This is a genomic window from Longimicrobium sp. (assembly GCA_036377595.1).
Taxonomy (GTDB): Bacteria; Gemmatimonadota; Gemmatimonadetes; order Longimicrobiales; family Longimicrobiaceae; genus Longimicrobium.
Genome location: DASUYB010000001.1, coordinates 38,465 through 57,161 on the forward strand (window position 1 = coordinate 38,465; position 18,697 = coordinate 57,161).

General features: G+C 75.1%; 3 protein-coding genes (1 of these 3 only partly in view). All 3 read right to left on the reverse strand.

The window, feature by feature from the left end; all coding sequences use genetic code 11:
• Tightly spaced (each overlapping or abutting the next), the 3 genes in view from VF092_00080 to VF092_00090 form a layout consistent with a single transcriptional unit that may run on beyond the window.
• Nucleotides 1-1,836, reverse strand: the start of a protein-coding gene (locus tag VF092_00080; protein ID HEX6745678.1) for an aminotransferase class III-fold pyridoxal phosphate-dependent enzyme. It extends 7,560 nt beyond the left edge of the window; only the first 1,836 of its 9,396 coding nucleotides appear in the window; it begins with the start codon at nt 1,834-1,836; its stop codon lies off the left edge, out of view.
• The gene (locus tag VF092_00085) at nt 1,833-7,706 is read right to left on the reverse strand and encodes an amino acid adenylation domain-containing protein (protein ID HEX6745679.1); all 5,874 of its coding nucleotides are present in this window, start codon (nt 7,704-7,706) and stop codon (nt 1,833-1,835) included. Before VF092_00085 ends, VF092_00080 begins: the two co-directional genes overlap by 4 nt.
• Nucleotides 7,703-18,694, reverse strand: coding sequence for an amino acid adenylation domain-containing protein (locus VF092_00090; GenBank protein ID HEX6745680.1), 10,992 nt, complete (start codon nt 18,692-18,694; stop codon nt 7,703-7,705). Before VF092_00090 ends, VF092_00085 begins: the two co-directional genes overlap by 4 nt.
• Between the last annotated feature and the right edge of the window lie 3 nt (nt 18,695-18,697).

The window sequence follows — 18,697 nt, forward strand, 5'->3', positions numbered from 1 at the left end:
GGAGAAGACGAACGCCAGCTTCCCCGGCGCGGCGCCGCGCGTCTCCGTCGACCGCTCGCGGGAAAGCTCCGCGGCCAGCGCGTCGAGGCCGGCGGCCAGCTCGTCGCGCGTGCGGGCGGCCACCGCCCGCCGCACCGCCGCGGCGGGACGGCGCGCCGCCTCCTCGCACGCCGCGCGGAGGGGGAGCGACGCCGCGCGCTCCCGTTCCGCCGCGGCGAGGGCGGCGAGTTCCGCCGGCGTATCCGCGGAGAGGAACATCACCTGGCTGGCGCGGGCGGGCGCGCCCTCCAGCACCAAGTGGCAGTTGGTGCCGCCCCACCCGAAGGCGCTGACGCCCGCCAGCGGCGCCTCGTCCGCGTCCGGCCAGGGGCCCGCCTCCACCTGCAGCCGCAGCCGCAGCTCGTCGAAGGGGATCCCGGGGTGAGGGCGAGCAGCGAACAGGCTCGCGGGGAGCGCGCGGTGGTGGATGGCGAGCGCCGCCTTGATCAGCCCCGCGACGCCCGCGGCGCCTTCCAGGTGGCCGATGTTGGTCTTCACCGAGCCCAGCCGCAGCGGCCGCGAGTCGTCGCGCCCGGCGCCGAACACCGCGCCCAGCGCCTGCGCCTCGATGGGGTCGCCCAGCGGCGTGCCCGTGCCGTGCGCCTCCACGTAGTGCACCCGCGCCGGGTCCACCCCCGCGCGGCGATAGGCGTCGCGCAGCACCGCCTCCTGCGCCAGCGGGTTGGGCGCGGTGAGGCCGTTGCTGGGCCCGTCGTTGTTCATGGCGCTCCCCCGGATCACGCAGTAGATCCGGTCGCCGTCGGCGATGGCGCGAGACAGGCGCTTGAGCACCACCACCCCGGCCCCCTCGCCGCGCACGAAGCCGTCGGCCCCGTCGGCGAAGGCGCGGCACCGCCCGGTGGGCGACAGCCCGCCGAACTCCGTCAGCACCCGCACCACCTCGGGCGAGAGCGTCAGGTTCACGCCACCCGCCAGCGCGATCTCCGACTCGCCGTCGCGCAGGCTGCGGCACGCCAGGTGGACGGCGACGAGCGACGACGAGCAGGCGGTGTCGACCGCCAGCGAGGGGCCCTGCAGCCCCAGCGCGTACGAGACGCGGTTGGGGACGATGGCCGGGGCCTGCCCCACGCCGGTGTGGCTGGTGATGCGTGCGCCGGTGGCGTGGTGCAGGTCGGCGTAGTCGCGCCAGACGACGCCGAAGAAGACGCCGGTGCGGCTCCCCGCCAGCGCGCGCGGCGGCACGCCGGCATCCTCCAGCGCTTCCCAGCTCGCCTCCAGCATCAGCCGCTGCTGCGGGTCCATCTCCCCCGCCTCCACGGGCGAGATGCCGAAGAAGAGCGGATCGAAGCCGTCGATCTCCTCCAGGAAGCCGCCGAGGGTGGGCGCGCCCGCCTCGGGGCTCCACCGGCCGGCCGGCGTCACGCCGACGGCGTCGGTGCCGTCGCACAGCAGCCGCCAGAACGCCGGCACGCTGGGCGCGCCGGGGAAGCGTCCCGCCATCCCCACGACGGCGACCGGCTCGTCGGCGGCGGCGGCGGACGGCGCCGCGGCGGCGCGATCGGCCCGGGGCGTGAGGCCGGCGCCGCCGGCCAGGTGCCGCGCCAGGTCGTCCACCGTGGGGCAGGTCCACATCAGCGTGGCGGGGAGCCTGCGACCCAGCCGCTTCCCCACCTCAGCCACGAATGCCACCGCCCCGGCCGAATCCAGCCCGTAGCGCGCGAACGGCTCCGCCGGGTCGATCGCCCCCGCAGCCACGCCCAGCCGCTCCGCCAGCGCCGTGGTGAGGAGAGAGGCCAGTTCCGCGCGGGGATCGACCCCGCCGTTCGCGGCGCTCACGACACCACCTCCGGGACGGCGGGGCGCCGGAGCCGGCTGAAGCTGCGCTCGCGGCGGCGCTCGCTCTCGCTGCGCTCCGCCGCCGAGGTCAGCTCGAGCTCGTCGATCCCCGCGTCGGGGTGGGCGACGGCGCTGGCCAGCAACGCCTCGAAGCGGGCGGAAAGCCGCGCGATCGTCTCCCGGTCGAACAGGTCGGTGCGGTAGCTCCAGTGCCCCGCGATCCCCGCCGGCGTGTCCTCGACGAACAGCGCCAGGTCGAAGCGGGTGGTCTCGCCCTCCAGCACCACGGGGCGCAGCTCGGCCCCGGGAAGCTCCAAGGCCTGCACGGGGGCGTTCTGGAAGACGACGAGCACGTCGAAGAGCGAGGCGTCGGGGGCGCCCCACGCCGCGCGCATCTCGCGGACGAGCAGGTCGAAGGCGAGGTCCTGGTGCGTGTACGCCCCCAGCGTCACCTCGCTCACCCGCGCCAGCAGCTGCCGGAAGGTGGGGCTCCCCGACAGGTCGGTGCGCAGCACCAGCAGGTTGATGAAGAAGCCGATCAGCTCCTCGATCTCCGCCTGGTTGCGGTTGGCGATGTCGGTGCCGACCACGATGTCGGTCTGCCCCGTCTCGCGCGCCAGCAGCGCCTTTACGCCGGCGAGGAGGGTCATGAACAGGGTCGTCCCCTCGGCCCGGCTCAGGTCGTGGACCGCCGTCGACAGCTCGGGAGAGAGGCGGAACGGCAGCGTTCCCCCCTCGAAGGTGCGGGCCGCCGGGCGCGGACGGTCGAGCGGGAGTGCCAGCGGCGCGGGGCGCGCGCCCAGCTGCCGGCGCCAGTACGCCAGCTGCGCGTCGAGCCGCTCGCCCTGCAGCCATCCCCGCTGCCACTCGGCGAAGTCGGCGTACTGCACCGGCAGCTCGGGAAGGGGCGAAGGCCGCCCCTCGCTGAAGGCGCCGTACAGCTCCACCAGCTCGCGCACCAGCACCCCCATCGACCAGGCGTCGCTGACCACGTGGTGCATGGTGAAGAGGACCACGTGCGCCGCGTCGTCCACCCGCAGCAGGCGCACGCGCAGCAGCGGCGCGCGCCCCAGGTCGAAGGCGCGGCGGGCCTCCTCGCGCGCCAGCCGCGCCACCTCGGCGTCGCGGCGGTCGTCGGGAACGCCGCGCAGGTCCACCACCTCCAGCCGCCAGGGCCCCGCGGGCTCCACCACCTGCATCGGCTGGTCGTCCACCGTCACGAAGCGCGTGCGCAGCACGTGGTGGCGGCGCACGATCTCGCCGATGGCCGCCTCGAGCGCGGGGACGTTCAGCGCGCCGTCCACGCGGATGGCGCCGGGGAGGTTGTAGGCGGCCCCCGCGCCCTCGATCTGCTCGGTCAGCCAGAGCCGCTGCTGCGCGAACGACACCGGGCGCGGGCCCTCGCGGTCGGCGCGCACCAGCGGGTGCCGCCGCTCGCCGTCGCCGCGCCGGGCCGCGTCGATGCGCTCGGCGAAGCGCCGCACCGTGCGGGTGTCGAAGATCGCGCGCAGCGGCAGCTCCAGCCCGAAGGTCCGCCGCACGCGCGACACGACCTGCGTCGCGAGGAGCGAGTGGCCGCCGGCCTCGAAGAAGTCGGTGTCGCGGTGGATGGCGGCGCGCGGCAGCACGTCGGAGAAGATGGCCGCCACCAGCTCCTCGGTGAGGGTGCCGGCGGCCTGGCGCACGGCCGCGTCGGCCGGCGCCTCGTCGGCGGCCAGCAGCGCCCGGCGGTCGACCTTGCCGTTGGGCGTGAGCGGCAGCTCGTCCAGCAGGGCGAACGCGTTGGGCACCATGTACTCGGGCAGCCGCGCCTGCAGGTGCTCGCGCAGCTCGCGCACGAGCTCCGTCCCGGCCCGCGAGCGTCCCGGCGCGTTGGCGTAGCGGCTCCAGGCGAGCGGGGCACGGCGCGCGTCCACCGGCCAGGGGCGCACGGCGTCGCCGGGGTGCCCCGCGCGGCCGATGTAGACGTCGAACTCGCCGGACCCTTCCCCGCCCGTCCACAGCACCTGGCATGGGCGCCCCGCCGCCCGCGCCAGCGCGCGGATCTCCTCGGGATCCACGCCGCCGTGCGGGGCTGCGGCGATCCGGTCGCGGAGCCGCGCCACCGTCTCCGAGGCGTCGGCCCCGGCCAGCAGCTGCACCGCGCGCACGTCGCCCGCGACCCGCGCGTTGGGGACGCGGGCCAGGTACATCCCCTCGGGCGCGCCCGCGGCCAGGCGCTTCGCCAGGCGCTCCAGGGTCCAGCCGTCCTCCGTCCATCCCGCGTGCGGCACCTCGGGCGCGTGCACCTCGCCGCCGCCCAGGGTCAGCAGCGCGTCGTAGCGGAAGCGGGTGAACTCGTTCTCCGTGCGCCCGCCCTTGAGCAGCACCGCGATCCCCCGCAGCGCGGGAAGATGAGAGGCCAGCGCGCGGAAGAGCTCCGGCGCCACCAGCAGCTCCTTCTCCTGCGCCATCTGCAGGCGGACGCGGCGGCGCAGGTCGCCCGCGGTGGCCGACGCGGCCGACTGGAAGAGCGCCACCGAGGTGGCGAACGCCTCGAACAGCGGGAAGCTGCGGAGGCCGCCCAGGAACAGCGTCCCGCCGGGGCGCACCAGCCGGGCGGCGCGCTCGATCACCGTCACCAGGTAGTCGACGCTGGCGAAGTACTGCACCACCTCGTTGACGACGACCACGTCGAAGCCGCCGGGAAGCCCGTCCACCTCGTCGGCCGCCTGCTGCGACAGGTGCACCGGCGTCCCCACCGGGTGCGCCTCGATCCGCCGCCGCAGCCGCTCCACCGCCACGGCGGAGATGTCCGTCGCCCAGTACTCCTCGCAGTACGGCGCCAGGCGCAGGAGGACGAGGCCCGTGCCGCACCCGATCTCCAGCACCCGCCGCGGCGCCAGCGCGCGCAGCCGCCCCACCGAGTCCTCCACCGACTCGAACGCCTCTTCCTCGCTGAAGGGGCGGCCGGTGTAGCTGTTGGTCCACACCGGCAGGTGCAGCGCCTCGTCGCGCCCCGACACCTGGCCGCGGCCGTACACCTCGTCGAACACCGCCTCCCACTGCGCGGCGCGCTCCCCGTCCGAGCCCGACGGACCGGCGGGCGCGTCCTCCGCGGGGACCACGCAGGCCACCACGCGGGGCGCCCCGTCTCCCTCGCCTTCGCGGACGAGAACGACCGCGGCGTGCACCCGGGGGTGCTGCGCCAGCACCGCCTCGATTTCGCCCAGCTCGATGCGGTAACCGCGGACCTTCACCTGGAAGTCCACGCGCCCCAGGAAGTCGAGGGTGCCGTCCGGCAGCCGGCGCATGCGGTCGCCGGTGCGGTACAGCCGGCCGCCGGGCGTCTCCGCGAACGGGTCCGGCAGGAACGCCAGGGCCGTGCGCCGCGGGTCGTTCAGGTAGCCGCGCCCCACCCCCACGCCGGCCACGTACAGCTCTCCCGCCGTGCCCGTGGGCACCGGGTCCAGGCGGCCGTCGAGCACGTAGTTGCGCAGGTTGGCCACCGCCCGCCCCACGGGAACGCGGGGCGCCCCGGTGGGAGGCGGCTCGGCCATGAAGTGGTGCGTGACGTCGTCCGAGCACTCGGTGGGTCCGTAGGCGTTCACCAGCGGCACGCCGGGGAAGCGCGCCAGCCACCGCCGCGCCAGGTCGGGGGGAAGCTCCTCGCCGGTGGCCACCATCCAGCGCAGCTCCTCGAGTCCCGCCGTGGCGCCGCCGCCGTCCTCGCGCGCGTCGTCGAGCAGCATCCGCAGCATCGAGGGGACGACCTCCAGGACCGTCACCCCCCCGCGCCCCGTCTCGGCGGCCAGCGCGCGCGGCTCGTGCGCCGCCTCGTCCTCCACCACGTGCACGCGGCCGCCCGCCACCAGCGCCGCCAGGAACTGCCAGATGGAGATGTCGAAGCACTGCGACGCCGTCTCCGCCAGCACGTCGCCGGCGGTGAGCTGGAGATCCTGGACCTTGGCGTACAGGTGGTTGAGCATCCCCACGTGCTCCACCATGGCCCCCTTGGGGACGCCGGTGGAGCCGGAGGTGTAGATGACGTACGCCAGCTGCCGGGGATCCACCGCCACCGGGGGAGAGTGGCCGCCCTCCGCCACCACGTCCTCGATGCAGAGCACCTCGACGGACGGAAGGCCGCCGGCGGCGCGGCGCGCCGCCTCCATGAACGGACGCGTGGCGAGGACGACGGCGGCGCCGCTGAGGGAGAGCACCTGCCGCCGCCGCGGGTCGGGGTGCCCCGGGTCCAGCGGGAGGTAGGCGGCGCCGGCCTTGAAGATCCCCAGCATGGCCGTCAGCAGCGGCAGCCCGCGCTCGCCCAGGACGGCCACCACGCGCTCCGGCACAGGATCGCGGAGGAGCCGGTGCGCCACCGCGTCCGAGTCGCGGCGCAGCTCGCCGTAGCTGAGCGCGCGCGTCCCGCAGGTGGCGGCCACGGCGTCGGGCGTGCGCCGCGCCTGCTCGTCGATCACCTCGTGGACGCAGCGATCCAGCGGGAAGTCAGCGGCCGAGTCGTTCCCCTCGGCCAGCACGCGGCGGCGCTCCGCGGGGGATAGCGCGGCCAGCTCGCCCACCGTCCCCTCGAGCCCCTCCGCCATGCGCTCGAGCACGGAGACCAGGTGCGCCATCCGCCGGTCGACGTCCTCCCGGCCGAAGCGGGCGGCGTCGAAGATCAGGCGGACGGAGAACGCCGGCGCCGCCGACACCATCAGGGTGAGGGGGAAGTTGTTCCGCGGGTCGTGCCGGGTCATCCGCAGCGCCAGCCGCCGCCCGGGGGTGATGGGGAAGACGAGCTCCGGGGTGTTGCTCATCACCGCCACGCTCTCGAAGAACGCGGCGCCGCGCGGCACCTCGCTCCACTCGCGCAGGCGCGACTGCGGCGCCCATTCGAACTCGCGCGCCTCGAACAGCCGCCCCTGCAGCGCCTGCAGCCACGCGTGCGCCGCCTCGGCCCCGCTCCAGCGCGCGCGCACCGGCAGGGTGTTGGTGAAGAGCCCCACCATCGACTCCACCCCGTCCAGCTCGGGCGGGCGCCCGGAGACGACGGTGCCGAACAGCACGTCGCGCTCGTTGGCGAAGCGGCCCAGCACCAGCGACCACGCGCCCATCACCAGCGTCGTCGGCGTCAGCCCGTGCCGCCGGGCCTCCGCCACCAGCGCCGCGGCCGTCGCGGGCGGAAGCTCCGCCTCCACCACGTCCTGGCTCCCCGTCCCTTCCGGCACGCGCTCGCCACCCAGGGGCGTGGGCGTGTCGAAGTCGGCCAGCTCGCGCCGCCAGAACGCCTCGGCGCGCCCCAGGTCGCGGCGCGAGAGCCAGTCGATGTAGGCGCGGAACGGACGCGCGGGCGCGGCGCCGGCCTCGCCGCCGTTGGCGCGTGCGCGGTAGATGCCCAGCAGGTCGCCGATGACCGTGGGCATCGACCACGCGTCCATGATGATGTGGTGGTAGGAGAAGGCGAACGTGTAGACCTCCTCCTCCAGCCGGAAGAGCGCGATGCGCATCAGCGGTGGCTTCGACAGGTCGTAGCCGCGCCGGCGGTCCTCCTCCAGGAACTCCGCGAGGCGCGCGCGCTGCTCGTCGGGGGACAGATCGCGCCAGTCCTCCTCCAGCAGCGGCACGCGCACGCGGCGCAGCACCACCTGTCGCGGACGGTCGCGCAGCTTCGAGGTGAAGGCGGTGCGCAGGGCCTGGTGGCGGTCCACCACGCCCTGCACGGCCTCCTCGAACGCAGCCCGGTCCAGCCCGCCCACCGCGCGCATCTCGCACACCATGTGGTCCAGGTAGGCACCCCCCTCCGGCTCGTAGAGCGCGTGGAAGAGCATGCCCTCCTGCAGCGGAGACAGCGCGTAGACGTCTTCGATGTTGCCGGTGGCGGTGGCGCTCATGCGAACGGATCCTCGCCGTCGTTCCCGCCGAACTCGGCGATCAGCAGGTCGAGCTCTTCCTGCGTGAGCTCCGCGTCGGCCACCACGGGGGCGGCGGGCGCCCCGGCGTCCGCGGACGGATTCGTCGCGCCGTTCCCGCCGGCGCCGGGCTCGACCAGTTTGGCCAGCGCGGAGATGCGGGGATTCTGGAAGAAGTCGCGCACGGCGATCTCGACCCCCGCCTCGCGGGCGCGGGCCAGGAACTGGATGGCCTTCACCGAGTCGCCGCCCAGCACGAAGAAGGCGTCGTCGACCCCCACCCGCTCCACGCCCAGCAGTTCGCGCCAGATGCCCGCCAGCGTTTCCTCCACCGGCGTCCGCGCGGCGGTGAAGGACGGCGCGTCGGCCTCGTCCACCCGCGGGAGGGCCTTGCGGTCGACCTTGCCGTTGGCGCTCAGGGGGAACTCGTCGAGCACCACGATCCGCTTGGGGACCATGTAGTCCGGCAGCCGCGAGGCGAGGAACTGCCGCACCGACTCGGACAGCTCGGCCGTGGCGGCCGGGTCCGCGACGGTGGATGCGGCGCTCGCCGTCGTCTCGGCGACAGCGGCGGAGACGGCGGGACGCGCCCGCGGCGGGATGCGCCCGCCCACGAAGCTGTGCAGGAGCACGGCGTCGCCGCCCGCGCCGACGACGGGGCGCACGCGGTCGAAGTCCAGCGAGCCGACCGGGCAGATCCCCACGCCCATCTCCGGCCCGGCGGCCATCAGCGCCTGCCCCACCCCGCCCGCCAGCAGCAGCAGGGCGTCGCGCGCCGCCGCGTCCGCCGGGTTCGCGCAGAGGAAGAGGGAGAAGGCCGACCCCTCGAACACCGCGCGGTTCACCTGCGCGTGCACCTCCGGCGCGATCACCGCTTCGGGCGCGACGGGCGACAGCGTCCCGGCGCGCGGATCGTAGCGGTAGCCGCCGGGCGCCAGGCCGTGCACCGCGCCGAGCGCCAGGTACACGCCGACGGACAGGCCGTCCGTCGAGGCCCCGGCCAGCGACGCGGGAAGCGCGTCGCCCAGCTTTGCCAGGAAGGTGTGGAAGGTGTCGTGGGGGATGGCGCCGCGGAGGAACTCGCGGTCGCTAGCGCGATACATCAGGTCCGCGCCGCCCTCGGGCGCGCCGCCAAGCGCCACGGCCGCGTCGCCCGGACGGGCGGAGCGCAGCCCCGGCTCGCTGAGCTTGAACTCCAGCGCCTCCACCTTCCCCAGCGCGGCGTGCGCGCCAGAGGAGAGGTGGCCGGCCAGGAGCGACGACATCGCCGCCCACGCCGTCCGCGCCGTCGCCGCCGCGGCGGCCGGCGCTACGCCGGCCGCGCCGAGATGGAGGCACTGCAGGGGGACGTGATTGCTGTCGAGCCCCAGGTGCTCGCGCACCCGTTCGGGGGATGCGAGAGTCGCGGGGGTGGCCGCCAGCCCCTCGCGCGCCGCTGCGTCGGCCAGGAGCACCTGCACGTAGCCGGCTTCCAGCAGGCAGAAGTCCGGGGCCAGCACGCCGTAGACCGGCGCGATGGCGTCCAGTCGGGCCACCAGGAACACCGCGGGCCCGTCGCCGCCGGCCAGCTCCGCGGGGAGCGGCCCGGCCACCCGCACCAGCCGGTGGCCGCGGGGGTCGTAGTAGTACGTCGCCGCGTCGATCCCGTCCGTGCCGGCGGGGACCGCCACGTACGCCTGCACCGGGTACAGGTTGCCCGCGGACGGGTAGCCGTACTTGGGCAGCGGCAGATCGGCGGTGCGCACCTGCCGGAGCGACGCCAGCGTCCGCGCCAGCCGCAGGGCCGCGTCGCCGCGGCGCGGGCCGGCGGCTGCGCCGCGCTCGCGCGGGGTGACGTAGGCCACCAGGCGCCGCGCGTTGCGCTCGCCGACGGCGGCGGCCACGCCGCCGCGCACGGCCGGGTGCTGCTCCAGCACCGCCTCGATCTCACCCAGCTCGATGCGGTGCCCTTGCACCTTCACCTGGAAGTCCTCGCGTCCCAGGAACTCGATCGTCCCGTCAGGGAGATACCGCCCCAGGTCGCCCGTGCGGTACAGCCGCTCGCCGGTGCGCGGGTGGGTGATGAAGCTGGCCCCCGTCTTCTCCGCGTCCTGCCAGTATCCCTGCGCCAAACCGATCCCCGCGATGTGCAGCTGACCGGGCACCCACTCGGGCCTCGGCTGCAACCGCTCGTCGAGCACGTGGAAGCGCTGGTTCACCATCGGCACCCCGTAGGGGATGCTGGTCCACTCGGGCCGCACCTCGCCGACGGGATAGGTGATCGACCAGATCGAGGCCTCGGTGGCCCCGCCCAGGGAGTGCACCTCGGCCGGGCAGAGCGCGCGGATGCGGTCCGGCAGCGTCACCGGCAGCCAGTCGCCCGACAGCATCACCACGCGCAGCGTCTTCAGTCGGTCGTCCGCCCGGTCCGCCGCGTAGTGCGCCATCATCTCCATCAGCGCCGGCACCGAGTTCCACACGGTCACCCGCTCGGCGGCCACCAGCGCCGCCCAGGTCTCCGGGTCGCGCGAGGCGCCGGCGTCCGGGAGCACCACCGCGCCGCCGGCCGCCAGCAGGCCGAAGATGTCGTAGACGGAGAGGTCGAAGTTGAGCGCGGAGAGCCCCAGCACCCGGTCGTCAGGGCCGACGGCGTAGCGCTGGTTGCAGTCCACCACCGTGTTCAGCGCGCCGCGGTGGTCGATCATCACCCCCTTGGGCACGCCGGTGGAGCCGGAGGTGAAGATCACGTACGCCAGGTCCTCCGGCCCCGCCACCGCCGGCAGCGCGGCCGCCGGGTCCAGCGCGGGCTCGTCGGGCTCGATGCGGATGCGCTCGATCCCCTCAGGCCACTGCACCCGCGCGTCCGCCTCCGGCTGCACCACCGCGATCTCCACCTCGCCGACGGAGAGCAGCTGCGCGATGCGTTCGGCCGGCAGGGAGGCGTCGATGGGCAGGTAGGCAGCGCCGGCGCGGGTGATGCCGAGCACCGCCACCACCTGCTCCCACCCCTTCTCCATCACCACCGCGACCAGCCGGTTGGGCCGCGCGCCGCGGGCACGCAGCTCCAGCCCCAGCGCGCGCGAGCGCCGCTCCAGCTCGGCGTAGCTCATCCGCCGCTCGCCGGCGACCACGGCCAGGCGGTCGGGGTGACGAAGGGCCTGCGCCTCGAACGGCTCGTGCAGCAACCCGGCGGGCACCGGCGCGTCGGTGGCGTTGACCATCGCCCGCCGCGCCAGCTGCGCGGCGGGAAGGCGGGCGCCGACGCCGTCGTGCCACGCCTCCTCGCTCGTCGCCAGCCGCTCCAGCAGCTCGCGGTAGCTCTCCCACATCGCGTCCAGCACGCCGGGGGAGAAGAGCTCCTCCACCGCGTCCCAGTTGAATGCCAGGGCGCCGTCGCGCTCCATCACCTGCTGGTCGAGCCACACCTGCGGCGTCTGGCTGACGCCGAAGACGTGCTCCATCTCCAGCTCGCCGTCCCCGTCGGCCGAAGCGAAGGCCTCGCCGAACAGGCTGCTGGTGAACACCACGGGGGTTACCGCGGCGGGAGAGCGTCCCTGGCGGCGCCCCATCTCGCGCAGCACCTCCACGCCCCCCACGAAGCGGTGCTCCAGGTCTTCCCAGAGCCGCTCCTGGATGGCCTGGGCGCGCGACTCGAAGCCGTCGCCGCGCGACAGGTCCACCTCCAGCAGGTTGAGCGTGGTGTGGTCGCCCACCACCTCGTTGACCTGCGGGTGCAGCGGCAGCCGGTTGAAGAGGGTGAGGTTGAGGGTGAAGCGGGAGTTCCGGCTCCACCGGCCCAGCACCTCGGCGTACGCGGCCAGCAGCACGCCCGACGGCGTGAGCCCGGCCCGGGCCGCGCGCGCCCGCAGCCGCTCCCACTGCGCCCGGTCGAGCGTGGCGGAGCGCCGCTCGAAGCGGGGCTGCGTGACGGCGCCCAGGTCCTTCGCGAACGGCAGGTCGGGCGCCCCCGGCAGGGTGGCGGCGCGCTCGAACCAGTACTCCCGCGCGCGCTGGTAGCGGGGCGACTCGCGGAAGCGGGCCTCGGCCAGGACGTAGTCGCGGAACGACAGCTCCAGCGGCGGCAGCTCCAGCGCCGGGTCCTGGTAGAAGCGCGCGAGGTCGCGCCACAGGAGGCGCCCGCTCCAGGCATCGACGAAGAGGATGTCGATGCTCACGTGCAGCCGCACCGTGTCGTCGTCCACCACCGACGCGGCCACCTCGAAGAGCGGCCAGCGCTCCGCGGGGATCACCTGGTGCGACATCCGGTGCCGCAGCGCCTCGCGCCCGGCCTCCGCCTCGTCCGCCGGACGGCCGCGCAGGTCCAGCACCTCGATGCGGTAGGGCGGCACCTCGGGGAGGATGCGCTGCTGCCCGTCGGGGGTCAGCACGGCGCGCAGCATGTCGTGGCGGTCGATCACCCGCCGCAGCGCCACGTTCAGGCGCTCCAGGTCGAGCCCGCGCACGTCGTACTCGCTGTAGCTGTGCGCGGCCACGTTCCCCAGCTGGAAGAGGCCGGTGCGGCCCATCCAGTAGGCGTGCTGCACGTCGTTCAGCGGGAACGGCTCGTGGCGGCCGGCCACGTCGGGGACGATGGCGTGCTCCTGGACGGAAAGCTCCGCCTCGCGGACCTTCTCCTCCTTCAGCCGCCGGACGATGGCGGCCATCCCCTCGACCGTGGGGGCCTGGAAGAGCTGGCGCAGCGGCACCTGCACCCCCAGCGCCTCGGCGACGCGGTTGACGATGCGCACCGCCAGGATGGAGTTGCCGCCCAGCGCGTAGAGGTTGGCGTCCAGCTCGACGTCGTCGACTCCGAGGATCTCGGCCCAGACGGCGGCCACGCGCTCTTCCAGCGGCGTGCGGGCGCGGGCGGCGCGCTCGGGCGCCGGCGCGTCGGGCTGCACCAGGGCGGCCAGCGCCCCGCGGTCCACCTTGCCGTTCAGGGAGAGGGGGAAGGCGTCCAGGGGGGTGATGGAGGCCGGCACCATGTACGCGGGGAGGCGCGACGCCAGGAAGTCGCGCAGCTCGGCGGGCGTGGCCTCGGCGCTGGGATGCAGGACCACGAAGCCGGCCAGGCGGCGCGCGTTGCGCTCGCCGACGGCGGCTGCGACGCCGCCGCGCACGGCCGGGTGCTGCTCCAGCACCGCCTCGATTTCGCCCAGCTCGATGCGGTGACCCTGCACCTTCACCTGGAAGTCCTCGCGCCCCAGGAACTCGATGTTCCCATCGGGCAGGTACCGTCCCAGGTCGCCCGTGCGGTACAGCCGCTCGCCGGTGCGCGGGTGGGTGATGAAGCTGGCCCCCGTCTTCTCCGCGTCCTGCCAGTATCCCTGCGCCAGCCCGATCCCCGCGATGTGCAGCTGGCCCGGCACCCATTCGGGGCGCGGCTGCAGCCGCTCGTCGAGCACGTGGAAGCGCTGGTTCACCATCGGCACCCCGTACGGGATGCTCGTCCACTCCGGCCGCACCTCGCCGACCGGGTAGGTGATCGACCAGATCGACGCCTCCGTGGCGCCACCCAGGCTGTGAACCTCGGCCGGGCAGAGCGCGCGGATGCGGTCCGGCAGCGTCACCGGCAGCCAGTCGCCCGACAGCATCACCACGCGCAGCGTCTTCAGGCGGTCGTCCGCCCGGTCCGCCGCGTAGTGCGCCATCATCTCCATCAGCGCGGGGACCGAGTTCCACACCGTCACCCGCTCGGCGGCCACCAGCGCCGCCCAGGTCTCGGGATCACGCGAGGCGCCGGCGTCCGGCAGCACCACCGCGCCGCCGGCGGCCAGCAGGCCGAAGATGTCGTAGACCGAGAGGTCGAAGTTGAGCGCGGAGAGCCCCAGCACCCGGTCGTCCGGGCCCACGGCGTAGCGCTGGTTGCAGTCCACCACCGTGTTCAGCGCGCCGCGGTGGTCGATCATCACGCCCTTCGGCACGCCGGTGGAGCCGGAGGTGAAGATCACGTACGCCAGGTCCTCCGGCCCCGCCACCGCCGGGAGAACGGCCGCCGGGTCCAGCGCCGGCTCCTCCGCCTCGATCCGGATGCGCTCGATCCCCGCCGGCCACGAGATCCGCGCGTCCGCTTCCGGCTGCACCACCGCGATCTCCACCTCGCCGACGGAGAGCAGCTGCGCGATCCGCTCGGCGGGCAGGGAGGCGTCGATCGGCAGGTAGGCCGCGCCCGCGCGGGTGATGCCGAGCACCGCCACCACCTGCTCCCATCCCTTGTCCATCACCACCGCCACCAGCCGGTTGGGCCGCGCGCCGCGGGCCCGCAGCTCCAGCCCCAGCGCCCGCGAACGCCGCTCCAGCTCGGCGTAGCTCATCCGCCGCTCGCCGGCGACGACCGCCAGCCGCTCGCCATGCGTCCGCGCCTGCGCCTCGAACGGCTCGTGCAGCAGCCCGGCGGGGACCGGCGCGTCGGTGGCGTTGACCATCGCCCGCCGCGCCAGCTGCGCGGCGGGAAGGCGGGCGCCGACGCCGTCGTGCCACGCCTCTTCCGACGCCGCCAGCCGCTCCAGCAGCTCGCGATAGCTCTCCCACATCGCGTCCAGCACGCCGGGGGAGAACAGCTCCTCCACCGCGTCCCAGTTGAACGCCAGGGCGCCGTCGCGCTCCAGCACCTGGTGATCGAGCCAGACCTGCGGCGTCTGCGTGATGCTGTAGACGGGCGCGTCGCCGTCGAGCGCCGCCGGCGCCGGGGCCCCCAGCGAGGCGCCGGCCGCGCGCCGCGGCTGCCCCAGCACGCTGGTGAAGACGATGGGCATGAGCGAGGCGGGCGGCCGCCCCTGCATCCGCGCCAGATCGCGCAGCACGCGGACGCCGCTCACGGCGCCGTGCTCCATGTCGCGCCACAGCTGCTCCTGGACGCGCCGCGCGCGCACCTCGAACGCCTCCGTCCCCGGCGCCTCGATCCCCAGCAGGGAGAGCGCGGTGAAGTCGCCCACCACCGCGTCGACGTCGGGGTGCGCGGGCGGGCGGTTGAAGAGCGTGAGGTTGATGGTGACGCGCGGGTTCTTCGACCACGCCGACAGCACCTCGGAGAAGGCCGCCAGCAGCACGCCCGAGGGGGTGAGCCCGGCGCGGGCGGCCAGCGCCTTCAGCCGCTCCCAGCGCGGCGCCTCGAGGGTGGCCGTGCGGCGCACGAAGCGGGGGTGGACGAGCTGGTCCGGGCTCATGGCCAGCGGCAGCTCGGGGGCCGGCGGCAGGTCGGCCAGGCGCTCGCGCCAGTACGCCTCGGCGCGGCGGAACGCCTCGGAGCCCTCCTCGGCGTAGGCGGCCAGCACGCAGTCGCGGAACGACAGCGCCAGCGGCGGCTTGTGCACGCCGGGGTCGGCGTACCGCTCGGCCAGCTCGTCGAAGATGATGCGCGTGCTCCAGGCGTCGGCGATCAGGTAGTCGAGGCTGAAGTGGATGCGCACCCGCTCGCCCGGGAGGATCGACGCGCGCACCCCGAAGAGCGGCCAGCGGTCGGCCGGCAGCACCTCGTGCGACATCTCGTCGCGGACACGCGCCAGGTGCGCCTCGCGCTCGGCCTCGCCCAGGCCGCGCAGGTCGGTGGCGGCAATCTCGTACGGCGGGACCTCGGCCAGGATCTGCTGGCGCCCGTCGGGGAGCACGATGGCGCGCAGCATCTCGTGGCGCTCGATCACCCCCCGCAGCGCCTGGGTCAGCCGCTCGAGGTCGACGTCCTGCAGCTCGAACTCGGTGTAGCTGTGCGACGAGACGTTCCCCAGCTCCAGCGACCCGGACCTGCCCACCCAGTACGCCTGCTGCACGTCGGTGAGGGGGAACGGCTCGTACCGCTTCTGGGGATCGGGGACGATGGGGGCGAGCGCTTGGGCGCCGCCGCCCGGCTCGGCGCGGCGGCGGGCGGCCTCGCGGGCCAGCCCCGCCACGGTGGGATGCTCGAAGAGCACGTGCAGGGGAAGCGAGACGCCCAGCTCGCGCCGCAGCCGGTGCATCACCCGCGCGGCCAGCAGCGAGTGGCCGCCCAGCTCGAAGAAGTTGTCGTGCGCGCCGACGCGCGCCCGCCCCAGCGCCTCGCCCCACGCCTCGGCCACCGTCTCCTCCAGCGGCGTGCGGGGCGCCACGTACTCCGCGCTCTCCACCTGGACATCCGCCACGGGGAGCCGCGCGCGGTCGATCTTCCCGCTCGGTGAGCGGGGGAGGGCGTCGAGCACGGTACAGCTGGCGGGCACCATGTAGGCGGGAAGCCGCTCGCGCAGGTACGCCAGCAGCTCGCGCCCCGACGCGCCGGCGCCGGCCGCGAACGCCGCCAGCCGCTCGCCGGGCTGCAGCGCCACCGCGGCCTCGCGCACCTGCGGATGCTCCTGCAGCACGGCCTCGATCTCGCCCAGCTCGATGCGGAAGCCGCGCACCTTCACCTGGTTGTCGGCGCGCCCCAGGAACTCCAGCGAGCCGTCGGCCCGCCGCCGCGCCAGGTCGCCCGTGCGGTACAGCCGCTCGCCGCCGCGCGCCGCGAACGGGTGGGGGACGAAGCGCTCGGCGGTGAGCGCCGGCCGGCCCAGGTAGCCGTCCGCCACGCCGCGCCCGCCGATGTGGACCTCGCCCGGCACCCCGAAGGGCTGCGGCGCCCCGAACGCGTCGAGGACGTGGATCTCCGTGTTCGCCACCGGGTGTCCGAGGGGGACGCCACCCCCGTGCACGACCCGGTGGACGGCGGACCAGATGGTGGTCTCCGTCGGGCCATAGACGTTCCACAGCTCGCCGCCGCGCGCCAGCAGCGCCTCGGCCAGGTCGGCGGGAAGCGCCTCGCCGCCGCAGAGCATGCGCAGCGAGCGGTCGCCCTCCCATCCCGACTCCACCAGCACGCGCCAGCCGGAGGGCGTGGCCTGCATCACCGTCGCCCCTTCGCGCGCCAGCAGCTCGGCCAGCGCCTCGCCGTCCGCCGCCACGCCCGCGGCGGCGACGACCACGCGGGCGCCGACGGCCAGGGGGAGGAGGAGCTCGAGGAGGGAGATGTCGAAGGTGAGCGTGGTCACCGCGAGCAGGGTGTCGTCCGCCGACAGCCCCGGCTCGGCCGCCATGGAGGCGAGCAGGTTCCAGAGCGCGCGGTGCGACACCTGGACGCCCTTGGGGCGGCCGGTGGACCCCGAGGTGTAGATCACGTACGCCGCCTGCTCCGGCGCCACCGGCGACGGATCGGTCTCCGCGTCGCCGTCGAAGGCGCCGGCGTCGAGCGCCACGGCGCGGTGCGCGGCCGGCAGCGCCGCCGCGAGGTGCTGCTGGGTGAGCACCAGCGCCGGGGCGCAGTCGCCCAGCACCCAAGCGGCGCGCTCACGCGGATGCTCGGGGTCGAGCGGGACGTAGACGGCGCCGGCCTTGAGGATCCCCAGCAGCGCGGGGACCATCTCCAGCGAGCGCTCCACGTACAGCGCCACGCGGTCGCCCGGCGCCACGCCCAGCCGCCGCAGCCCATGGGCGATGCGGTTGGCGCGCCGGTTCACCTCCTCATACGACAGCTCGCGCCCCTCGAAGGCGACCGCCGGCCGGGCGCCGTCCTCCGCCGCGTGCCGCTCGACCGCGGCGCAGACGGTGGTGGCGGCGACCTCGGCCGGCGTCGCGTCGGCGGCCGCGGCCAGCACCGCGGCGCGCTCGTCGTCGAGGAGGAGGGGGAGCTGGTGGATGCGCAGCGCGGGGTCGCGCACCGCCGCGGCCAGCACCGCGCGGAAGCGCTCGCCCAGGCGAGCGACGGTGGCGGCGTCGAACAGGTCGGTGTTGTACTCCAGCTTGCCGGCCAGCGCCCCGCCCACCTCGGCGATGGAAAGGGTCAGGTCGAAGCGCGAAGTACCCGGCGCGGAGTCGAGCGGCGTGAGCGTGAGCCCCGGCAGCGACACCGCCTCGGGGCCGCCGACCAGCTCGGCCACCAGCACCTGGAAGACGGGGGCGTGGCTCAGCCGGCGCTCGGGCTGCAGCTCCTCGACGATCTTCTCGAAGGGCACCTCCTGGTGCGCCTGCGCGTCGAGCACCGTCTTGCGCACGCGCCGCAGGAGCTCGGTGAAGCTCTCCTCCGGGTCGACCCGGGTGCGCAGGACCAGCGTGTTGATGAACATGCCGATCGCGCTCTCGAGCTCCGCCCGCGTGCGGCCGGCCACGGGGGTGCCCAGCACCACGTCGTCCTGCGCCGCGAGACGGCTTACGACGGCGGTGAAGGCGGCCAGCACCGTGCTGAACACGGTGGTGCCGGCGCCGCGGCTGAACTCGCGCACCTCGCGGGTGAGCCCGTCGCCCAGGTGCACCCAGTGCGAGGCGCCGCGGAACGACTGCACCCGCGGCCGCGGCCGGTCCAGCGGCAGCTCCAGCACGGGGGGCGCGCCCTCCAGGCGGTCGCGCCAGTACCCCACCTCGGCGGCCAGCCGCTCGCCCTGCAGCCGCTCGCGCTGCCAGCGCACGAACGCGCCGTACTGCGCCGGCGCCTCGGCCGGCAGCGGCGACGCCTCGCCGCGCGAGAACGCGGCGTAGAGCGCCGCCATCTCGCGCACGAAGATGTTCAGCGACCAGCCGTCGGTGACGATGTGGTGCATCGTCACCGCCAGCACGTGCTCTTCATCCCCCAGGCGCAGCAGCCCCGCGCGGAGCGCGCCCCGCGCCAGGTCGAACGGCTCGCCCACCTCGTCGGCCAGCCACCGCGCCACCGCGGCCTCGTGCTCCTCCGCGGGGAGCCCGCTCGCGTCGGCGACGCGCAGCGGCACCGGGAGGTGCTTGGCGAAGATCTGGATCGGCTCGCCGTCGGGGGCCAGGAAGGTGGCGCGCAGCGCCTCGTGGCGGCTGACCACCTCGTCCAGGCTGCGCTGCAGCGCGGCCACGTCGAGCCGCCCGGTGAGCCGGAGGGCCGAGGGGAGGTGATAGGCGGCGCCGGCGCCGCCCAGCTGCTCCAGGAACCAGAGCCGCTGCTGCGCGAACGACAGCGGGTTGCGCAGCGCGAGGAGCGCCCGGCGTTCCGGCGAGAGGCTGGCGACTGCGGCAAGGACGTCGGTCATTTC

Coding starts and splice junctions, on each gene's coding strand:
- VF092_00090 (HEX6745680.1), bottom strand. CDS start 18,694: ATGACCGACGTCCTTGCCGCAGTCGCCAGCCTCTCGCCGGAACGCCGG.
- VF092_00085 (HEX6745679.1), bottom strand. CDS start 7,706: ATGAGCGCCACCGCCACCGGCAACATCGAAGACGTCTACGCGCTGTCT.